Origin of the sequence: Rhodococcus sp. NPDC047139, from assembly GCF_040643435.1 — a bacterium.
Classification (GTDB): domain Bacteria; phylum Actinomycetota; class Actinomycetes; order Mycobacteriales; family Mycobacteriaceae; genus Rhodococcus.
The window spans coordinates 211447-230114 of the sequence record NZ_JBEYUH010000002.1 but is presented as its reverse complement, the minus strand read 5'-3'; the positions used below and the strand labels follow the sequence as shown (position 1 = coordinate 230114).

At 68.0% G+C, this 18668-nt stretch carries 19 protein-coding genes; 15 read left to right on the top strand and 4 right to left on the bottom strand.

The features are described 5' to 3' along the window. The first annotated feature begins 94 nt into the window (after positions 1–94). Positions 95–799 carry a DUF2334 domain-containing protein gene (locus tag ABZ789_RS03250; RefSeq protein ID WP_358418806.1) on the top strand — a complete coding sequence of 235 codons (705 nt, stop codon included), beginning with the start codon at positions 95–97 and terminating at the stop codon, positions 797–799. 58 nt (positions 800–857) lie between these two features. Then, positions 858–2501: an FAD-binding dehydrogenase gene (locus ABZ789_RS03245; RefSeq protein ID WP_358418803.1), complete on the top strand. Its 1644-nt coding sequence runs from the start codon at positions 858–860 to the stop codon at positions 2499–2501. Between the two features lie 15 nt (positions 2502–2516). On the opposite strand, the gene ABZ789_RS03240 is transcribed toward ABZ789_RS03245, so the two are convergent. Then, entirely contained in the window at positions 2517–3161 is a 645-nt protein-coding gene (locus ABZ789_RS03240) for an MBL fold metallo-hydrolase (protein ID WP_358418800.1), read from the bottom strand. 72 nt (positions 3162–3233) lie between these two features. Between ABZ789_RS03240 and ABZ789_RS03235 the strand changes: the two genes are divergently transcribed. The 13 genes from ABZ789_RS03235 to purM all read left to right on the top strand — a co-directional run bounded on the left by ABZ789_RS03235 (position 3234) and on the right by purM (position 16416). Beyond that, positions 3234–3713, top strand: a complete 480-nt coding sequence (locus tag ABZ789_RS03235) for a carboxymuconolactone decarboxylase family protein (protein WP_358418797.1) — start codon at positions 3234–3236, stop codon at positions 3711–3713. A 1-nt stretch (position 3714) separates the two neighbouring features. Next, positions 3715–4605, top strand: a complete 891-nt coding sequence (locus tag ABZ789_RS03230; protein ID WP_358418794.1) for an LLM class flavin-dependent oxidoreductase — start codon at positions 3715–3717, stop codon at positions 4603–4605. A 125-nt stretch (positions 4606–4730) separates the two neighbouring features. Next, positions 4731–4976, top strand: coding sequence for a phosphoribosylformylglycinamidine synthase subunit PurS (purS, locus tag ABZ789_RS03225; protein WP_358418791.1), 246 nt, complete (start codon positions 4731–4733; stop codon positions 4974–4976). Further along, positions 4973–5650, top strand: coding sequence for a phosphoribosylformylglycinamidine synthase subunit PurQ (purQ, locus tag ABZ789_RS03220; protein ID WP_358418788.1), 678 nt, complete (start codon positions 4973–4975; stop codon positions 5648–5650). The genes purS and purQ overlap by 4 nt, the downstream gene beginning before the upstream one ends. A 296-nt stretch (positions 5651–5946) precedes the next feature. Beyond that, on the top strand, positions 5947–6297 hold the full coding sequence (locus ABZ789_RS03215; RefSeq protein ID WP_358418785.1) for a VOC family protein: 351 nt from the start codon (positions 5947–5949) through the stop codon (positions 6295–6297). A gap of 68 nt (positions 6298–6365) precedes the next feature. After that, positions 6366–7661: a M18 family aminopeptidase gene (locus ABZ789_RS03210; protein WP_358418782.1), complete on the top strand. Its 1296-nt coding sequence runs from the start codon at positions 6366–6368 to the stop codon at positions 7659–7661. Between the two features lie 80 nt (positions 7662–7741). Then, on the top strand, positions 7742–8332 hold the full coding sequence (locus ABZ789_RS03205; protein WP_358418779.1) for a Uma2 family endonuclease: 591 nt from the start codon (positions 7742–7744) through the stop codon (positions 8330–8332). Between the two features lie 67 nt (positions 8333–8399). Continuing rightward, complete coding sequence (gene purL / locus ABZ789_RS03200) at positions 8400–10679, top strand: phosphoribosylformylglycinamidine synthase subunit PurL (RefSeq protein ID WP_358418776.1); 2280 nt, start codon at positions 8400–8402, stop codon at positions 10677–10679. A 2-nt stretch (positions 10680–10681) separates the two neighbouring features. Then, a complete protein-coding gene (locus tag ABZ789_RS03195; protein ID WP_358418773.1) occupies positions 10682–12457 on the top strand; it encodes an alpha/beta hydrolase in 1776 nt (591 codons plus the stop codon). After that, positions 12454–13113 carry a CPBP family intramembrane glutamic endopeptidase gene (locus ABZ789_RS03190; RefSeq protein WP_358418770.1) on the top strand — a complete coding sequence of 220 codons (660 nt, stop codon included), beginning with the start codon at positions 12454–12456 and terminating at the stop codon, positions 13111–13113. The genes ABZ789_RS03195 and ABZ789_RS03190 overlap by 4 nt, the downstream gene beginning before the upstream one ends. 11 nt (positions 13114–13124) lie before the next feature. After that, the gene (locus tag ABZ789_RS03185) at positions 13125–13511 is read left to right on the top strand and encodes a sterol carrier family protein (protein WP_358418767.1); all 387 of its coding nucleotides are present in this window, start codon (positions 13125–13127) and stop codon (positions 13509–13511) included. 111 nt (positions 13512–13622) lie between these two features. After that, on the top strand, positions 13623–15209 hold the full coding sequence (gene purF / locus ABZ789_RS03180; RefSeq protein WP_358418764.1) for an amidophosphoribosyltransferase: 1587 nt from the start codon (positions 13623–13625) through the stop codon (positions 15207–15209). Positions 15210–15342: 133 nt separating this feature from the next. Then, positions 15343–16416 (top strand): phosphoribosylformylglycinamidine cyclo-ligase, encoded by a 1074-nt coding sequence (purM, locus tag ABZ789_RS03175; protein WP_358418761.1) that lies wholly within the window; start codon positions 15343–15345, stop codon positions 16414–16416. Between the two features lie 213 nt (positions 16417–16629). Here the strand turns inward: purM and ABZ789_RS03170 are convergent, their stop codons facing one another. The 3 genes from ABZ789_RS03170 to ABZ789_RS03160 all read right to left on the bottom strand — a co-directional run bounded on the left by ABZ789_RS03170 (position 16630) and on the right by ABZ789_RS03160 (position 18619). Beyond that, the gene (locus ABZ789_RS03170; protein WP_006551813.1) at positions 16630–16821 is read right to left on the bottom strand and encodes a DUF3073 domain-containing protein; all 192 of its coding nucleotides are present in this window, start codon (positions 16819–16821) and stop codon (positions 16630–16632) included. Between the two features lie 194 nt (positions 16822–17015). Then, a complete protein-coding gene (locus ABZ789_RS03165) occupies positions 17016–17996 on the bottom strand; it encodes an asparaginase (protein WP_358418757.1) in 981 nt (326 codons plus the stop codon). Further along, positions 17993–18619, bottom strand: coding sequence for an MOSC domain-containing protein (locus ABZ789_RS03160; protein WP_358418754.1), 627 nt, complete (start codon positions 18617–18619; stop codon positions 17993–17995). Before ABZ789_RS03160 ends, ABZ789_RS03165 begins: the two co-directional genes overlap by 4 nt. Between the last annotated feature and the right edge of the window lie 49 nt (positions 18620–18668).

The window sequence follows — 18668 nt, the reverse complement described above, 5'->3', positions numbered from 1 at the left end:
GATCAGCGGGATACAGGACGGTCCGGAAGGGGTTCACCGGGACTTCCCCTGCCGTGCAGGCTTCCGTTCACCCGTGTGCAGCAGGCTCACAGTCATGAGCGGACAGATCATCGTCTCGGTGTCGGGTATCCGGGATGTCACGCGCGACGTGGTGGACGGCTTCGCACGCGAGATGGATGCGCGCGAGGTGCCGCTGTCGTTGTTCGTCGCCCCGCGCCTGAAGGACCACTACCGCCTCGTGCAGGATCCGGCGACGCAGGAGTGGCTGCTGGAACGGCGCGAGGGCGGCGACGCGATCGTGTTGCACGGCTACGACCAGGCTGCGACGAAGCGTCGCCGCGCAGAGTTCGAGAGACTGCCGCAACACGAGGCGCGGCTGCGCCTGCTCGCGGCGGATCGTGTGCTCGAGGAGACCGGACTCCGCACGCGGTTGTTCGCTCCGCCGCGTTGGGTCGCCTCGGCGGGTGCGGAGGCGGCGCTCCCGCAGGCCGGCTTCCGGCTGATGGCCGATCTCGCCGGTATCCACGATCTCGTTGCGGGCACCGTGACGAAGTCACGTGTGTACGGCTTCGGCGAGGGTGCGAAGGCGGAATCGTGGGGGCGACGGGCGATGGTGATGGGCGCGTCACGCGTGGCGCGGCGGGGTGATCTGCTCCGGCTGGCGATCACGGGTCCCCGGCTCGCCGAGCCCGGACTCCGGCAGGCCGTCCTCGACGCCGTGGACATCGCGCTGCGCAACGGCGCCGAGCCGGCGGTCTACGGCCGGCAACGGCGTCGCGGGGGGACTGCCGCCGCGTGAGCCCACCGACCGCAGTGGGACTCCCGGTCGTCGCGTCTGCTCGGTAGTGTTGGCGGCCATGGACGCTGACGTGATCGTGGTGGGGGCCGGGCTCGCGGGACTAGTGGCGGTCGGCGAGCTCGTCGACGCAGGGCGCCGAGTCCTTCTGGTCGATCAAGAGAACTCGAACAACATCGGCGGCCAAGCGTTCTGGTCGTTCGGGGGGCTGTTCTTCGTCGACAGTCCCGAACAGCGGCGTCTCGGGATCAAGGATTCATACGAGCTCGCGCTGCAGGACTGGATGGGCACGGCCGGTTTCGACCGTGAGATGGAGGATCGTTGGCCGCGTCGGTGGGCGCAGGCCTACGTCGAGTTCGCTGCGGGGGAGAAGCACGCCTGGCTGAAGCAGCGCGGCCTGAAGATCTTCCCGATGGTCAACTGGGCCGAACGCGGAGGATACGACGCTGCAGGGCACGGCAACTCGGTACCTCGATTCCACATCACCTGGGGCACCGGCCCGGGTCTCGTCGAGATCTTCGAGAGGAAGCTTCGTGAGGGAGTCGAACGCGGACTCGTCACCCTGAAACACCGGCACCGGGTCGACGAACTCGTGGTCACCGACGGGGTGGCCACCGGTGTGCGCGGTGCGGTCCTCGAACCCACCGACGCGCCACGAGGCGTGGCGTCCTCACGCACCGTCGTCGGTGATTTCGAGTTCTCCGCCGGAGCCGTCATCGTCACCTCCGGCGGAATCGGCGGGAACTACGAGCTCGTCAAGAAGAACTGGCCCGAGCGGATGGGGAATCCGCCGAAACACATGCTCAGTGGCGTGCCGGCGCACGTCGACGGCCGGATGCTCGAGATCACCGAGAAGGCCGGTGGCAACATCGTCAACCGCGACCGCATGTGGCACTACACCGAAGGCATCACCAACTACGACCCGGTGTGGCCCGAGCACGGTATCCGGATCCTGCCCGGCCCGTCGTCGCTCTGGCTCGACGCCACCGGCAAACGGTTGCCGGTGCCTCTGTTCCCCGGCTTCGACACTCTCGGCACCCTCGAATACATCGTGAGCACGGGGCACGACCACACCTGGTTCGTGCTCGACCAGAAGATCATCGAGAAGGAATTCGGGCTGTCGGGTTCCGAGCAGAATCCCGACCTGACCGGACGCAGCCTGCGGTTGCTGCTGCAGCGCGTCAAGTCGGGTGCGCCAGGACCTGTGGAGGCTTTCAAGCAGCGCGGCGTGGACTTCGTCGTCCGCGACACGCTCGCAGATCTCGTCGCAGGAATGAACGAACTCACCCCCGACGCGCCGCTCGACTACGAACAGGTGCGCTCGGTGGTCGAGGCGCGCGACCGCGAGATGGACAACAAGTACACGAAGGATCTGCAGGTCGCCGCGGTGCGTGCGGCACGGGCCTACGCGCCCGACCGCGTCGTCCGGATCGCCGCCCCGCATCGCATCCTCGACCCGAAGGCGGGACCGCTCATCGCCGTCAAGCTGCATCTGCTCACGCGCAAGACGCTCGGTGGGCTCGAGACCGACCTGTCCTCGCGCGTACTGCGATCCGACGGCTCGGTCTTCGACGGACTCTTCGCTGCCGGTGAGGTCGCCGGTTTCGGTGGCGGGGGCGTCCACGGCTACCGGTCGCTCGAGGGCACCTTCCTCGGCGGATGCATCTTCTCCGGTCGGGCGGCGGGTCGCGCCGCCGCCCGCTGACGGATCACCTCGACGTCAGACCTCGACTCCGTCCTCGTGCGGCAGCACGCGGAACTCGGTGCCGTCCGGGGCCATTTCGCTGTAGCGGCCGTAGAAGATCCCGCGACCGTTGTCGTTGACGATGCCCTGGTGGATCGGCACGGCGACCCTGGGGTTCACCGCACGCAGGTAATCGATCGCCTCCCAGATCTTGAGCCACGGCGCGGTGGACGGAAGGGCGAGGACGTCGACGCGCTCGTTCGGAATGTACAGCGAGTCGCCGGGGTGCAGCAGCCGTGACGGATTGTCGTCGTCGCCGACGAGGAAGGCGGTGTTGTCGATGACCGGCATGTCGGGATGGATCACCGCGTGGCGGCCACCCGTGCCGCGCACGGTGACCGATCCGACGGAGAAGGAGTCGCCGGGACGCACCGCTGTCCAATCACCCTCGAGCAGGGCCGCCGACTGAGGGTCGGAGAACAATGCGGCGCCGGGGTTCGCCTCGAGCAGCGCGGGCAACCGGGTGGTGTCGGCGTGGTCGGGATGCTGGTGGGTCACCAGGATCGCGTCGAGTCCGGTGATGCCTTCGAATCCGTGGGAGAAATTGCCTGGGTCGAAAAGGAGTTTCGCACCCGAATGTTCGACGAGGATGCAGGAATGGCCGAAATGGGTCAGTCGCATGCCGTCGAGTATGCCGCCGACCCGGACGTGCCGCGCGCCCCTTCACGCCGAGGACCGATTCGAGGAGCAGAAGTGACGACCTCCGACACACCGCGCGTTCTCATCGACAAGCAGAGCCGGCCCGTCTATCGAGCGCAGGTCGCGGTGGCGGGCGCCGTCCGGGAGGCGGTGGCGGAGGCCGGTCTCGACCGCAGCCTCGTCGAACTCCTCAACATCCGCGTCTCCCAGATCAACGGCTGCGCGTACTGCCTCGACGTCCACGTCCGCGACGCCCTGAAGGGTGGTGAAAGGACGCAGCGGCTCGCAGTGCTGTCGGCCTGGCGCGAGACCGACCTGTTCACCGAGCAGGAACGCGCCGCGCTCGCGCTCGCCGAGTCGGTCACGCTGTTGCCGTCCACCTACGAGCAGGACCGCGCGTACGCCGAAGCGCGGGAGCACCTCACCGATGATCAGCTTTCGGCCGTCGCGTGGGTCGCCATCGCGATGAACTCGTTCAACCGCATCTCGATCGTCAGCCGCCACGGCGTGCGCTCGGCATCGGAAGGCTCCTGAGATGCCCGACTACGGACAGGGACTCCGGTTCGGCAGTTTCCTCACTCCCTCCGCCGCCGATCCGGTGCGCGTCGTCGATCTCGCCATGGTGTCGGAGCGTGCCGGACTCGACCTGGTGGCGATCCAGGACCATCCCTATCAGTCACGCTTTCTCGACACCTGGACGTTGCTCGGCTGGATCGCCGCGCGGACGACGACCGTGACGGTGGCGCCCGACGTGGCGAACCTGCCCCTGCGGGGTCCGGTGATCCTCGCGCGGAGCGTGGCGTCGCTGGACCTGCTCAGTGGCGGACGCGTCGAACTCGGGCTCGGCTCGGGCGCCTTCTGGGACGCGGTCGTCGCCAACGGCGGACCTCGTCGCAGTCCGGGTGAGGCGGTCGACGCACTGGTCGAGGCGATCGAGGTGATCCGCGCTCTGTGGTCGGACGAGAAGGGTGCGGCCCGGGTCGACGGTGAGTACTACCGGCTCGCCGGCGCCAAGCGAGGTCCCTTCCCCGCCCACGATCCGGGCATCTGGATCGGTGCGTACGGCAAGCGGACCCTCGGTGTCGCCGGGCGGCTCGCCGACGGGTGGTTGCCGAGTTCGTTCGCTGCGGGGCCCGACAAGCTGGGGGAGATGAGCGCCCGCGTCGACGAGGGCGCGCAGCAGGCCGGGCGCGATCCGGCTGCGATCCGTCGCCTCTACAACATCTCGGGAACCTTCGCAGACGTCGCGGACGGGTCGTTCCTGCACGGACCGCCCGGGGTCTGGGCCGAACAACTCGCCGCACTGACGCTGCGACACGGGACCAGCACCTTCGTCCTCGGAAGCGACGAACGGGCCGATCTCGAACGCTTCGCCGCGGAGGTCGCGCCTCGGGTACGCGAAATCGTTGCCGACGAACGCGGTTGAACGGACCCGGCGGGTCTCGCACGTCGTGATCTCGGCCGATGCTCGGTCCGGCGGCTGCGGCCGGTAAACTGCTGGATGTCCGGTGTCCGTTCCCGGGCGCCAGCACTACTAACGAGGAGCAGCACGTGGCGCGTGTCGTCGTCGAAGTCATGCCCAAAGCCGAGATTCTCGACCCGCAGGGTCAAGCCATCACCGGGGCGCTGTCGCGGCTGGGCTTCGCGGGCGTGACCGACGTCCGTCAAGGCAAGCGTTTCGAGCTCGAGATCGACGGCAGTGTCGACGACGCCGAGCTCGAGAAGATCGCCGAGTCGTTGCTCGCCAACACGGTGATCGAGGACTGGGCCATCCGGTGGATCGACGGTGACGCATGAGCGCACGCATCGGAGTCATCACCTTCCCGGGGACCCTCGACGACGTCGACGCCTCCCGCGCGGTGAATCTCGCCGGTGGTGAGGCCGTGAGCCTGTGGCACGGGGACGCCGACCTCAAGAACGTCGACGCGGTGATCGTGCCGGGCGGCTTCTCCTACGGCGATTACCTGCGCTGTGGCGCCATCGCCCGTTTCGCGCCCGTGATGGGCAAGGTCGTCGAGGCAGCTCGGAACGGCATGCCCGTCCTCGGAATCTGCAACGGTTTCCAGGTGCTGTGCGAGGCGGGACTGCTGCCCGGCGCGCTCACCCGCAACGCCGGACTGCACTTCGTCTGCCGCGACGAGTGGTTGAAGGTCGAGTCCGCCACCACCGCGTGGACCTCGCGTTACGAGCCCGGCGCCGAGATTCTCGTTCCGCTCAAGTCCGGCGAGGGCCGCTACCAGGCATCGGAGAAGGTGCTCGACGAACTCGAAGGTGAGGGTCGCGTCGTCTTCCGCTATGCGGGCGACAACCCGAACGGTTCGCAGCGCGGCATCGCGGGCATCTCGTCGGCGAACGGCAGGGTCGTCGGTCTCATGCCGCACCCCGAGCACGCCACCGAGGCGCTGACCGGCCCCAGTGACGACGGGCTGGGCATCTTCTACAGCGTTCTCGACGCCGTCGTGAACGCCTGAGCCCACAGCCGAATCTTCTCGACGTCCCCGCCGACCCCGGTCGGTGGGGACGTCGCTCGTTTCACGGGAAAGCGAGCGAGGGACCTCGCACCCGTCCCGACCGGCTGCGAGGTCCCTCGTTCTGTATCCGGGCGCTCGACCCCCCGATCAAGTCCCGGCGATGCCGCCGCCATCCCCCCTGACGCAACATCGCGCATCAGTCTGCCCCGCCGGAGTCGGGTTGTCCTGAGTAGGACTACGCAAATCGGACCCTCGTTTCCTGTGCCCGTGTCGGGACCGCGCGGTACCGTCCCGCCATGACAGCGACCATCGGGATGATCACCTTCGACACGTCCGATCCGGGACCCCTCGCGAGCTGGTGGGCCGAGCGCACGGGCGGTCGTATCGAGCAGGAGAACGAAGGCTGGTTCTTCATCGTCTCTCTGCCGCAAGGCATCCGGTTGGGCTTCCAGAAGGTGCCCGACCCGACGCCCGGGAAGAATCGCGTGCACATCGACCTCGTCACCGCCGACGTCGATGCCGAGGTCGAGCGCTTCACACGGGCGGGTGCAAAGGAGGTCCACCGTGAGGACATGGGCGAGGATTTCCGCTGGGTGACGCTCGCAGACCCGGACGGCAACCTCTTCTGCGTCTCCTCGGAACACTGAGGCACCCGGAAGGCGGCGAGCCGGTCGTCGGCGAGCACCCGCCGTGCACCTGATGCGAAGATGCAGGCATGTCTTCCACGCGTGCCGATGCTCAGGGACTCTGTAATTTCGTCGACCTGTCGCCGTCGCCGTTCCATGTGTGCGCGACCGTCGCGGCGGCACTGGCGGAGGCGGGCTTCGCCGAGCTGGGCGAGCAGCAGGTCTGGCCCTCCGAGCCCGGTCGCTTCTTCCTGGTGCGCGGCGGATCCCTGCTCGCGTGGAGCACCGAGGGCGTCGCCGACGATCCGGCCGCACCGTTCCGCATCGTCGGCGGCCACACCGACAGTCCCAACCTGCGCGTCAAGCAGCATCCCGACCTCACGTCGGCCGGCTGGCGACTGGTGGGTCTCGAACCGTACGGCGGTGCATGGCTGAATTCGTGGCTCGACCGCGACCTCGGGATCTCCGGTCGGTTCACCGTGCGCTCGGGCGACAGGACCGAGGACGTTCTCGTCCGCGTCGACGCGCCGGTACTGCGCGTACCGCAGCTCGCAATCCATCTGTCGGAGGATCGCAAGGGCGTGCAACTCGACCCGCAGCGCCATGTGAACGGTGTCTGGGGAATCGGGACCGAACCGCGCTCGTTCATCGCGTGGGTCGCCGAACAGCACCGGATCGACCCGGGCAGCGTGCTCGGTTGGGAACTGATGACCCACGACCTCGCCCCCAGCTCGATCGTCGGGGCCGATCGGTCATTGCTCAGCGCGCCGCGTCTCGACAATCAGGCCACCTGCTACGCGGGCATGCACGCGCTGCTCGATGCCGCAGACCACGTCGCCGCGCACGGTGGCCCGATGCCGCTGCTCGCTCTGTTCGACCACGAGGAGGTCGGCAGCATGTCCGACCGGGGTGCGTTCTCGGAACTGCTCAACACCGTCCTCGAGCGGATCGTCCTGAGCAGGGGCGGCGGACGCGAGGAGTTCCTGCGCGCTCGTTCCGGTTCGATCGTCGCGTCGGGCGACATGGCCCACGCGACCCATCCCAACTATCCCGAGCGCCACGAACCCGCCCACCGCATCGCCGTCGGTGGCGGCCCGGTCCTGAAGGTGAACCAGAACCTGCGGTACGCGAGCGATGCGACCGGCGCCGGAGCATTTGCGCTGGCCTGCGAGCAGGCCGGGGTCCCGCTGCAGCGGTACGTACATCGCGCCGACCTGCCGTGCGGCTCCACGATCGGCCCGATCACCGCCTCGAGGACGGGTATCACGACCGTCGACGTCGGTGCTCCGCAACTCGCCATGCACTCGGCGCGGGAATTCATGGGTACGGACGACGTGACGACTTACGCGCAGGCCCTGACAGCTTTCCTGACGCCGGTGTCGTGACCGCGTTCGCCCGCCCCGGGACGCCGTCCGGTGACACACTGGAGGCGGTCCTGTCCGGTCGGTCAGAACGGGGGAATGCCGTGAACGTCCCGTCCTACCCCGATCATCTGCTGTCCCTCGACGAGTGGTCGGCCATGCCCGAATCCGAAGGCCACCATATGGAGGTGTGCGAGGGCGTACTCATCGCGGCGCCCAGCCCGGGCACGGCGCACGATCATGCCGCGGTGACCCTGGCGTTGCTCCTCGACGAGAACCTGCCCGACGAATGGTGCGCGCTCGGAGGCGCCGAGGTGCTGGTGACGGAGAACCCGCTGACCGTGCGCTGCCCCGACGTGATCGTGGTGGGAAGCTCCCTGGTGGAGGCCGATCCCGACCGGGCGCCGATCTCCGAGGTGAAACTGATCGTGGAGGTCACCGTCGACGGCACCGCCCGCACCGATCGGGTCACCAAGTTCTCCGAGTACGCGGAAGCCGGAGTGCCCCAGTACTGGATCGTCGACCTCGGTGGCCCGCCCGTGATCGCGGCCTTCACCCTGGTGGACGGGTGGTACCGATTCGACGGTGAGCACTCCGGCACCGTCACCTTGGATGCGGTGGGCAGCGAGGTGACCGTCACACCGTCGACACTCGTTCCCGCACCGGTGAACCCTGTCGCCCCTGCACACGGATAGACTGGTCCCCGGCAGTTCCCGCCCGGCCTGCCGTTTTCGATCCCAGAGTGAAGGGACCCGACGCCCAGTGTCACCGCACGTGGATACCGTCTCCCACGCCGCAGAAACCCCCGATGCCGCTCAGCCCTATCGGGAGCTGGGTCTGAAGGAAGACGAGTACGACCGGATCAAGGAGATCCTGGGCCGTCGTCCTACCGACGCCGAACTCGCCATGTACTCGGTGATGTGGTCCGAGCACTGCTCGTACAAGTCCTCGAAGGTGCACCTGCGCTACTTCGGCGAGACCACCACCGACGAGATGCGCACCTCGATGCTCGCCGGCATCGGCGAGAACGCCGGTGTCGTCGACATCGGTGACGGCTGGGCCGTGACCTTCAAGGTCGAGTCGCACAACCACCCGTCCTACATCGAGCCCTATCAGGGTGCCGCGACCGGCGTGGGTGGAATCGTCCGCGACATCATGGCGATGGGCGCCCGTCCGATCGCGGTGATGGATCAGCTGCGTTTCGGCGCTGCCGATCATCCCGACACCCGCCGCGTCGTCGACGGTGTCGTGCGCGGTATCGGCGGTTACGGCAACTCGCTCGGCCTGCCCAACGTCGGTGGCGAGACCGTCTTCGACGCCTCCTACCAGGGCAACCCGCTCGTGAATGCGCTGTGCGCCGGAGCGATGCGTGTCGAGGACCTGCACCTGGCTCATGCCTCGGGTACCGGCAACAAGGTCATCCTGTTCGGTGCTCGCACCGGCCTCGACGGTATCGGTGGCGTGTCTGTCCTCGCCTCCGAGACGTTCGACGACAGTGAGGGCGGCCGCCCCAAGAAGCTCCCGAGCGTGCAGGTTGGCGACCCCTTCACCGAGAAGGTGCTCATCGAGTGCTGCCTCGACCTCTACCGTGAGAAGCTCGTCGTCGGCATCCAGGACCTCGGCGGTGCCGGCCTGTCCTGCGCGACATCCGAACTCGCTGCCGCCGGCGACGGTGGTATGCACATCTATCTCGAGCGTGTCCCGACGCGCGCGAAGGGCATGACCCCGGCCGAGGTGCTGTCCTCGGAATCCCAGGAACGCATGTGCGCGGTCGTCGAGCCCGAGAACGTCGACGCCTTCATGGCGGTGTGCAAGAAGTGGGACGTCCTGGCTACCGTCATCGGTGAGGTCACCGATGGCGATCGCCTCGTCATCGACTGGCACGGCGAGACGGTCGTGGACGTGCCGCCGCGCACCGTGGCACACGAGGGCCCGGTCTACGAGCGTCCCGTGGAACGTCCGGCATCGCAGGACGCACTGGTCGCGAACACCACCGCGGGCCTGAAGCGTCCGGAGAGCGCGGACGAACTGCGTGCCACCCTGCTGAAGATGCTGGCGTCGCCGGCACTGTGCAGCCGCAAGTGGATCACCGAGCAGTACGACCGGTACGTGCGCGGCAACACCGTGCTCGCCGAGAACGCCGACGCCGGTGTGGTCCGCATCGACGAGTCCACCGGACGCGGTATCGCGCTCGCCACCGACGCCTCCGGTCGCTACACCCAGCTCGATCCGTATGCGGGTGCCCAGCTCGCCCTCGCGGAGGCCTACCGCAACGTCGCGGTCACGGGCGCGACCCCGAAGGCCGTGTCGAACTGCCTGAACTTCGGATCGCCGGAGGATCCCGGCGTGATGTGGCAGTTCCAGCAGGCCGTGCGCGGTCTCGCGGACGGCTGCGCGCAGCTCGGCATCCCGGTCACCGGCGGCAACGTCAGCTTCTACAACCAGACCGGTGCCACCGCGATCCTGCCGACGCCGGTCGTCGCCGTGCTCGGCGTGATCGACGATGTGCACCGCCGCATTCCCACGGGCATCGGCCTCGAGCCGGGGGAGACGCTCATCCTGCTCGGCGAGACCCGCGACGAGTTCGACGGATCGATCTGGGCGCAGGTGGAGCACGATCACCTCGGTGGCGTTCCTCCGAAGGTCGACCTCGAGCGCGAGCGTCTGCTGTCGGAAATCCTCACCGCGGGCTCGCGTGACGGTCTGATCTCGGCCGCGCACGATCTGTCCGAGGGTGGACTCGTGCAGGCTGTCGTGGAGGCCGCTCTCGCCGGCGAAACGGGCTGCCGGATTCTCCTGCCGGAGGACGCCGATCCGTTCGTGACGCTGTTCTCCGAGTCGGCCGGGCGCGTGCTCGTCGCGGTACCGCGCACCGAGGAATCGCGATTCACCGGAATGTGCACTGCACGGAACATGCCGTGGGTGCGCATCGGTGTCGTCGACGAGGGATCCGACTCCGTCGAGATCCAAGGTCTGTTCTCGATCCCCATGACCGAGCTGCGCGAGGTGTGGGAAGGGACCCTGCCGACGCTGTACGGATAATTGTGCCGGCGACCCAGGTCGATCGGCTGGCGGCGCTCGCGGCCCGGCAGGGCCGCATCATCGCCGTGGTCGCCGAGTTGGGTGGCCGTTATCCACTGACCGCTCGGATCTGGGGTTGGCTGAGCCTGGATTACACCGGGATCGCCTTCGCCGCGCTGTTCTTCTGCTGGTCGTTGACGCCGTCGTTGCTCCCGCGGGACTGGTTGTTCCAGGGGATCATCGGCGGCATCAACGCGGCGGTGGGGTACGGAGTCGGTTGCGTCGTGGGCTGGGCCGTGGCCCGGTTCGTGCTCGTGCGGGTTCCGTGGTGGCCCCCGTCCCTGCCCGTTCTGCGCGCTGTCCGGGTGGCGGTGCCTGTCGCCGCTGTCTTCGCAGCGCTCGTCGCACTGGTGCTGTCCGCCCGAGACCAGCGCGAGCTGGCCGCTCTGATGGGGGAGGAAGGCAGCACCACCGGCGGCTATCTCCGTACGATTCTGTTGAGTCTTGCGGTGTCGGCCGCACTCGTCGGGCTGTGGCGCGGACTGCGGGATGTCGGTCGCTGGGTGGCGGCCAAGTTGATACGGCGGACGAGGATGCCGCTGGGTCTGGCCCGCACGCTGGGTGTTCTCCTCGTCGTGCTCGTGACGTTCATGCTCATCGACGGCATACTCGTCCGCGGCACCTATTTCCTCTTCAACCAGGCATTCAGCGTGCGGGACGAAACCACGCGCCCCGGTGCCGTCCAGCCGGTCGATCCCGCCAAGTCGGGCAGCCCCGAATCTCTCGCCGGGTGGGAAACCCTGGGATACGAGGGCCGGAACTTCGTCTCCCGAGGACTCGATGCCGAGGAACTGACCGCGGTCAACGGTCCCCCCGCCCAGGAACCGATCCGGGTGTACGTCGGCCTCGAGACCGCACCCACACCGGAGGAACGCGTCGAGCTGGTCGTCGCCGAACTCGAGCGGACAGGCGCGTTCGACCGGTCCGTGCTCGTGCTGATTCCCACCACCGGAACGGGCTGGGTCAACCCGACTGCCGCTCGTGCGATGGAACTCGTCCACAACGGTGACCTGGCCATGGTGGCGTGGCAGTATTCCTACCTGCCGAGCTGGATCTCATTCCTCGCCGATCGTGAAAAGGCCGCTGCCGCAGGAAAGTTGCTGATCGAGCGCGTACACGAGCGATGGTCTCAACTGCCCGAGGACGATCGTCCGCAACTGTTCCTGTACGGCGAGAGCCTGGGCACGCAGTCGGGCGAAGGTGCCTTCGACAGTCTCGCCGAGATCCGGGCGGAGATCGACGGGGTGCTGTGGGTCGGGCCCCCGAACTCGAACCGGCTGTGGCGGCAACTGGTCGATCGCCGCGACCCCGGCGCCACCGAGGTGCGGCCGGTCTACGCGGACGGCCTGGTCGTGCGCTTCGCCGACAGCCGGGAGACGATCCTCGAGCCCGACACGCCCTGGCTCGATCCCCGGGTGCTGTACATCCAGCACGCCTCGGATCCCGTGGTGTGGTGGTCGCCGGATCTGATGTTCTCCCGTCCCGACTGGCTCGAGGAACCGCCGGGATCCGATCGTCTGCCGCATATGCGGTGGTTCCCCTTCGTCACCTTCTGGCAGGTCTCCGCCGATCTCACCAACGCGGCGGGAGTGCCCGACGGGCACGGCCACAACTACGGGACGTCGGTACTCGACGGTTGGGTCGCGATCACCCAGCCGGACGGCTGGACCGAGGCCGACACCGAACGGGTGCGCACAGCCATCGAGGTGTACGCGGGCGATGACGGACCCGAGAAGTGAGTTCGTCGTCGAAGACAGCGCTGGCATGTGCCGCCGCGCTGGTCGGATGGAACAACCTCGTATTACCGGCGGCGGATCTTGCTCCGCGAGGCAGGGCGGCCGCGAATGCGCTGGTAGGTATCGCTCTCGCCGCGGTGACCCGCGCGGCCGGTGTCTCCGCGGACGAACTCGGCTGGCGTAGACCGGGCAAGGGCGTGCTGTGGGGGACTGCGTCGGCGGTGGTGCCGGCCGTGGCCTACTCGGTGATGCTCGCCGTCCCGGCCGCGCGACGACGGATGGCGGCGGGCGCGCGACGAGCCGACCACACCGAATGGGTGTTCGTGCACATTCCGTTCGGGACCGTCCTGGCAGAAGAGCTGATGTTCCGATCGGTGCTGTATGCGCTCGCGCGCCGCGCCTCGCGCCGGTGGGGTCGTGTACTCGGGGCCGCCGCTTTCGGGCTGTGGCATGTGCTGCCCGCCCGTCATGCGGGCGATTCGGTTCCCGGAACCGTCGTACTCACTGCCCTGAGCGGTGTTGCGTTCGACGAAATGCGGCGACGCACCGGCAGTGTCGTGGCGCCGATGCTGGCGCATCTGGCGATCAATGCCGGCGGCGCGGTCGCGGTCGGTATCGCGACGAGACCGGACGCCGAGAATCGCGAGACGCGCCGCTAGGCTGCGGTGACATGGCACCGCGTAGACCCGTCGATCCCGCCGAGCTGCGGGCGGTCCTCGAACGGATCAGCCTGTGGGTGACGGGAGAGAGCGACGAGAAGCCCTCCCGTGCCGATCTCGCGGCCGCGGTGCGGCTGAGCGCCCGCACACTCGAGCAGATCGCGCCCGGAGCGAGCGTCGAGGTACGGGTGCCGCCGTTCGTGGCCGTCCAGTGCATCGAAGGGCCGCGTCACACGCGCGGGACCCCACCGAACGTCGTCGAGACCGATCCGCGCACGTGGCTGCGGATGGTCGTCGGTGGCGTCGATTTCGACGAGGCGGTGGCCGCGGGGTCTGTGGAGGCCTCCGGCGGGCGCGCAGCGGAGATCGGTCGGCTGCTTCCGCTCGCCCGGCTCTGACCCCCGGCGGAGCCGGGCAGCACCGCAGCGGCGGGGTGCGTGGGCTGGAGCTCCCCGTACTGGCCGTAGAATGAGTGAGGCCCCGCTTGTCCAGCCTCAGGGAGCACGTCCGTGACCAGTGCCGATCTGTCGGTCCACACACGTAATCTTCTCGCCTCTACAGAACCCGAGAACGAACCGCGCGAAGAGTGCGGTGTGTTCGGAGTGTGGGCTCCCGGCGAGGACGTGTCCAAGCTCACGTATTACGGCCTTTATGCGCTGCAGCACCGTGGGCAGGAAGCCGCCGGTATCGCCGTTGCGGACGGTTCGCAGGTTCTCGTCTTCAAGGACCTCGGCCTCGTCAGCCAGGTCTTCGACGAGCAAACGCTCGCCGCTATGACCGGTCACATCGCTATCGGCCACTGCCGTTACTCCACCACCGGGTCCACCACCTGGGAGAACGCGCAGCCGATCTTCCGCACCACCGCCTCGGGCTCGGGTGTGGCGCTCGGCCACAACGGCAATCTCGTCAACACCGCAGAACTCGCCGAACGTGGCCGCCGTCTCGGTGTACTCGATCCGACGCGGCCCGGCGCGGCGACCTCGGATTCGGACACGGTCGGGGCGCTGCTCGCTCACGGAGCCCGCAGCAGCACGATCGAAGAGGCTGCGATGGAGCTGCTCCCGCAGCTCCGCGGCGCGTTCTGCCTGACGTTCATGGACGAGCACACCCTCTACGCGGCCCGCGATCCGTGGGGCATCCGGCCACTGTGCCTCGGACGACTCGACCGCGGCTGGGTGGTCGCGAGCGAGACCGCTGCGCTCGACATCGTCGGCGCCTCCTTCGTCCGCGACATCGAACCCGGTGAACTGCTCGCGATCGACGCCAACGGTGTGCGCTCGTCGCGGTTCGCCAATCCCGAGCCCAAGGGCTGCGTCTTCGAGTACGTCTATCTCGCGCGCCCGGACTCGACCATCGCGGGTCGCTCGGTGCACGCGGCACGGGTGGAGATCGGCCGCAGGCTCGCGAAGGAACACCCTATCGACGCCGATCTGGTCATCCCGGTACCCGAATCGGGCACTCCGGCGGCCGTCGGATACGCCCAGGGCTCCGGACTGCCGTACGGACAGGGGCTGATGAAGAACGCCTATGTGGGGCGCACTTTCATCCAGCCCAGTCAGACGATCCGGCAACTCGGTATCCGGCTCAAGCTCAATCCGCTGCGCGAGGTGATCCGTGGGAAGCGGCTGGTCGTGGTGGACGACTCGATCGTGCGCGGCAACACCCAGCGCGCGTTGATCCGGATGCTGCGTGAGGCCGGGGCCCTCGAGATCCACGTTCGCATCGCCTCTCCGCCGGTCAAGTGGCCGTGCTTCTACGGCATCGACTTCGCCTCGCCGGCCGAACTGATCGCCAACGGCGCGGGCACACGCGACCGCAACAACGACGACGGACACGACTACGACGAGATGGTCGAGACGGTGCGCCGCTCCATCGGCGCCGACTCGCTCGGGTACATCTCCATCGACGGGATGATCGGCGCGACCGAACAACCGGCATCGCGACTGTGCGCCGCGTGCTTCGACGGTCACTACCCGATCGAACTGCCGAAGGAGCACGCGGTGGGCAAGAACGTCCTCGAAGGCGTCGTCGACACCGATTCGGTCACCCCGACGGTGCTGGACAACGACAACGCGGACGTTCTCAGTCGGCCGTAGAAGCTGGTCGGGTACCGTAAGTGCCGCGGTCGGCGCGGTTCGGTGTGCGTTCGCATGCCCGGACACAGGTGCCGGACCCGCAGTTAGCCAATATTCACGACAAGACACAACTCGAGGCTGGAGCCGACAACTCATGACCGAGGACGCAACCCCCGGAGCTTCCTACGCCGCGGCGGGCGTGGACATCGAGGCCGGTGACCGAGCCGTCGAACTGTTCGCCCCGCACGCGAAGAGGGCCACCCGCCCGGAGGTCATGGGCGGCCTGGGCGGGTTCGCCGGTCTGTTCGCACTCAAGGACGGATACAAGGAGCCACTGCTCGCGGCCTCGACCGACGGTGTGGGTACCAAACTCGCGGTTGCGCAGGCCCTCGACAAGCACGACACGGTCGGTCTCGACCTCGTCGCGATGGTCGTCGACGACCTCGTGGTCTGTGGCGCCGAACCGCTCTTCCTGCAGGACTACATTGCCGTCGGCCGCGTCGTGCCGGAGCGGGTCGCGGAGATCGTCGCCGGCATCGCCGAGGGATGTGTCCAGGCCGGCTGCGCGCTGCTCGGCGGTGAGACCGCCGAACATCCGGGTGTGATGGCCGCGGACGACTACGACCTGTCCGCAACCGGCGTCGGCGTCGTCGAGGCGGAGAAACTGCTCGGCCCCGAGCGTGTGCGTCCCGGCGACGTCGTGATCGCGATGGGTTCGTCGGGTCTGCATTCGAACGGTTACTCGCTCGCCCGCACGGTGTTGCTCGACATCGGCAAGATGAGCCTGACGGCGCACGTCGACGAGTTCGGTCGCACGCTCGGTGAGGAACTGCTCGAGCCGACCCGCATCTACGCCAAGGACTGCCTCGCGCTCGCTGCGGAGACCGAGGTGCGCACCTTCTGTCACGTCACCGGTGGTGGTCTCGCCGCGAATCTCGCGCGTGTGATGCCCAAGGGTCTCGTCGCCGAACTCGACCGCACCACGTGGAGCCCGGCTCCGGTGTTCGGGCTCATCGCGCAGCGCGGGCGGGTCGAGCGGGCCGAGATGGAGAAGACGTTCAACATGGGCGTCGGCATGGTGGCGATCGTGGCTCCCGAAGACGTCGACCGGGCTCTGGCAGTGCTCACGGCCCGCCATATCGACTGCTGGACGCTGGGCACGGTCCGCAAGGCGCAGGATGGTGCGGACGAACGCGCCGTGCTGCTCGGAGATCATCCGCGGTTCTGAGAAGCGGCACACGAGCACGACGAAAGGCCGGTCCCACAACTAGTGGGAGACCGGCCTTTCGGCGTGTTGCCGTATTACGGACTCGTAAGTCGCAAACTCGGAGGCTGCGGACGGAAAGGAGCGCTGTCCGGCCCCGCGTCGAACGCCGACCACATCACCGGCGGAGGGGGAGCCGAATGTCGGCCTCCCCCTCCGCCGGAGAGAAGAAGTGGATCAGCGACGCCAGTCGTCGTCGTAGTCGTCGTCCCATCCGGAACGCTGCTCTGCGAAGACTTCGTCCCGCTGCGAGTTGGTTGCTCCGCCAGACAGCTCTCGCTGGAGGCTCTCGAAGTCGGTGGACGGCGAGCTGTACTTGAGTTGCCGTGCAACCTTGGTCTGCTTTGCCTTAGCCCGGCCGCGGCCCATGGCCAACCCCCTCGCGCTTTGACGGGGCGGCCTGGGGAAAAGTGGCGGCCCCGGTGTGTTGAGTATTTTCCTGTCGCCCACTTTAGCGTGGAAAGTTCGGTTGCGCCTCCACACACCCGGGTGGGCCGGTATCCGTTACGGCTCATAACGACCCGACCTGCGCTGATGCTGTTGAAATGTGATAAAGATGCCCTTCAGAACACCCCCGGAACGGCCCGGATGGTGCCGACTCGCACGCCGCCGCCGGAGACCGGTGCCGACGAGAGAACGGCCAGCCTTTCGGAATCGAAGACGGCCGAGGTCGCGGCGGCACTCGCCCCGAGGCGGTGGAGCAGTGCCGCTGTCAACGGAAGCCGAGCCCGCTCGTGCCCGTCGTCGATCTTGAAAGCGAAGGACGTGCCGTCCGGCAGAGCTCCGGCGTGGACCCCGTCCGCACCCGCCTTGCACAGCAGGCCGGGCACCGCGCGCATGAGCTTCAGGTCGTCCTTGCCGGTGCCGGAGATCAGGAACGGATGCTCGCGCACCGCATCCGCCACGGCGCGTTCGGGAGTGCCGGCCTCGGCGGTCGCCAGTCGCGCGTAGGCGCGCGCCAGATTGAACAGCGGGACGGGCACGATCGGAAGGCCGCACCCGTCGATGCCGAGGTCGGTGTCCTCGATGTCGCCGGTCAGTTCGAGGATCGTCTCCGTGACGATCTGCTGCAGCGGGTGGCCGGAGTCGAGATAGCCGTCGGTGTCCCAGTCGTTCGCCGCGCACGCCGCGAGCATCGCCGCGTGCTTGCCCGAACAGTTCATGTAGATCGATCGAGGTGGGCGTCCGGCCGCGAGGAGTTCGGCGCGCGTAAGTTCGTTGCCCGGCAGATCCGGAGGGCAGCGCAGGTCCTTCTCGTCGAATCCGGCCCCGGCGAGGACCTGCTCGACGGCCTCGATGTGGTCGGCCTCTCCCTCGTGCGACGCCGTGGCGATCGCAAGCTCCGCAGAATCGCGCGGAACGAAGCCGGCGCGCAGTAGGGCGACCGCCTGCAGGGGCTTGTTCGACGAACGGGGGTAGATCGGCGTGTGCACCTCACCGAGCGAGACCAGAACCTCGCCGGCCGGATCCAGCACGATCAGCGACCCGCGGTGCACGCATTCCCGGAAGCCGGAACGCACCACCTCGACCAATTCCACGCTCAACGGGTCTCTCCCTTCCGTGCCCGTCCCACGAGTCGACGAGCTTTGTCGGCGACCTCGGGAGCGAGGTCGGTCTGCTGCCCGAGCATGGCGGCGACCCGCTCGTGACCTTGCCCGGTGAACAGATCGCGCACCGTGGCTCCGTGGGAGGGGACGTGCTCGACGACGATCGTGTCTCCCGCGCGTACCGGTCCGCCGGTGATGACCGCGAGGTACGCGCCGCAGTCGCCGCGCGCAGTGAAACGTGAAGCCCAGTCGTCCTCGTCCGACCGCATCGCGAAGGTTCTACACGGTGTGCGCGGTCCGGTCACCTCGAGAAGCGGCCCGCTCTCACCCACGCGCCAGCGCTCACCGATCACGGCGTCGGTGGGGGAGACGCCGGCGACGTGAAGGTTCTCACCGAACCATCCGATGGGCAGTTCCCTTCCCAGTTCGCTGCCCCACCGCTGAGCCTCGTCCTGTGAGTAGGCGTAGACGGCTTTGAAGCGGCCACCGTGATTGAGGGTGTCGCATTGGCGGTCGCCGGCCAGACCGAGTTCGCCGACGTGTACCGGCCCGTGGACGGGACGCTTGTCGATTGCGGTGACAGGATTGCGTCGTAGTCCGGTTTCGTGGAGCGTGTGCACCACACACACCGCTGCGACCGTGCCCGCCGCGACTGCCGGTCGCGAGGCC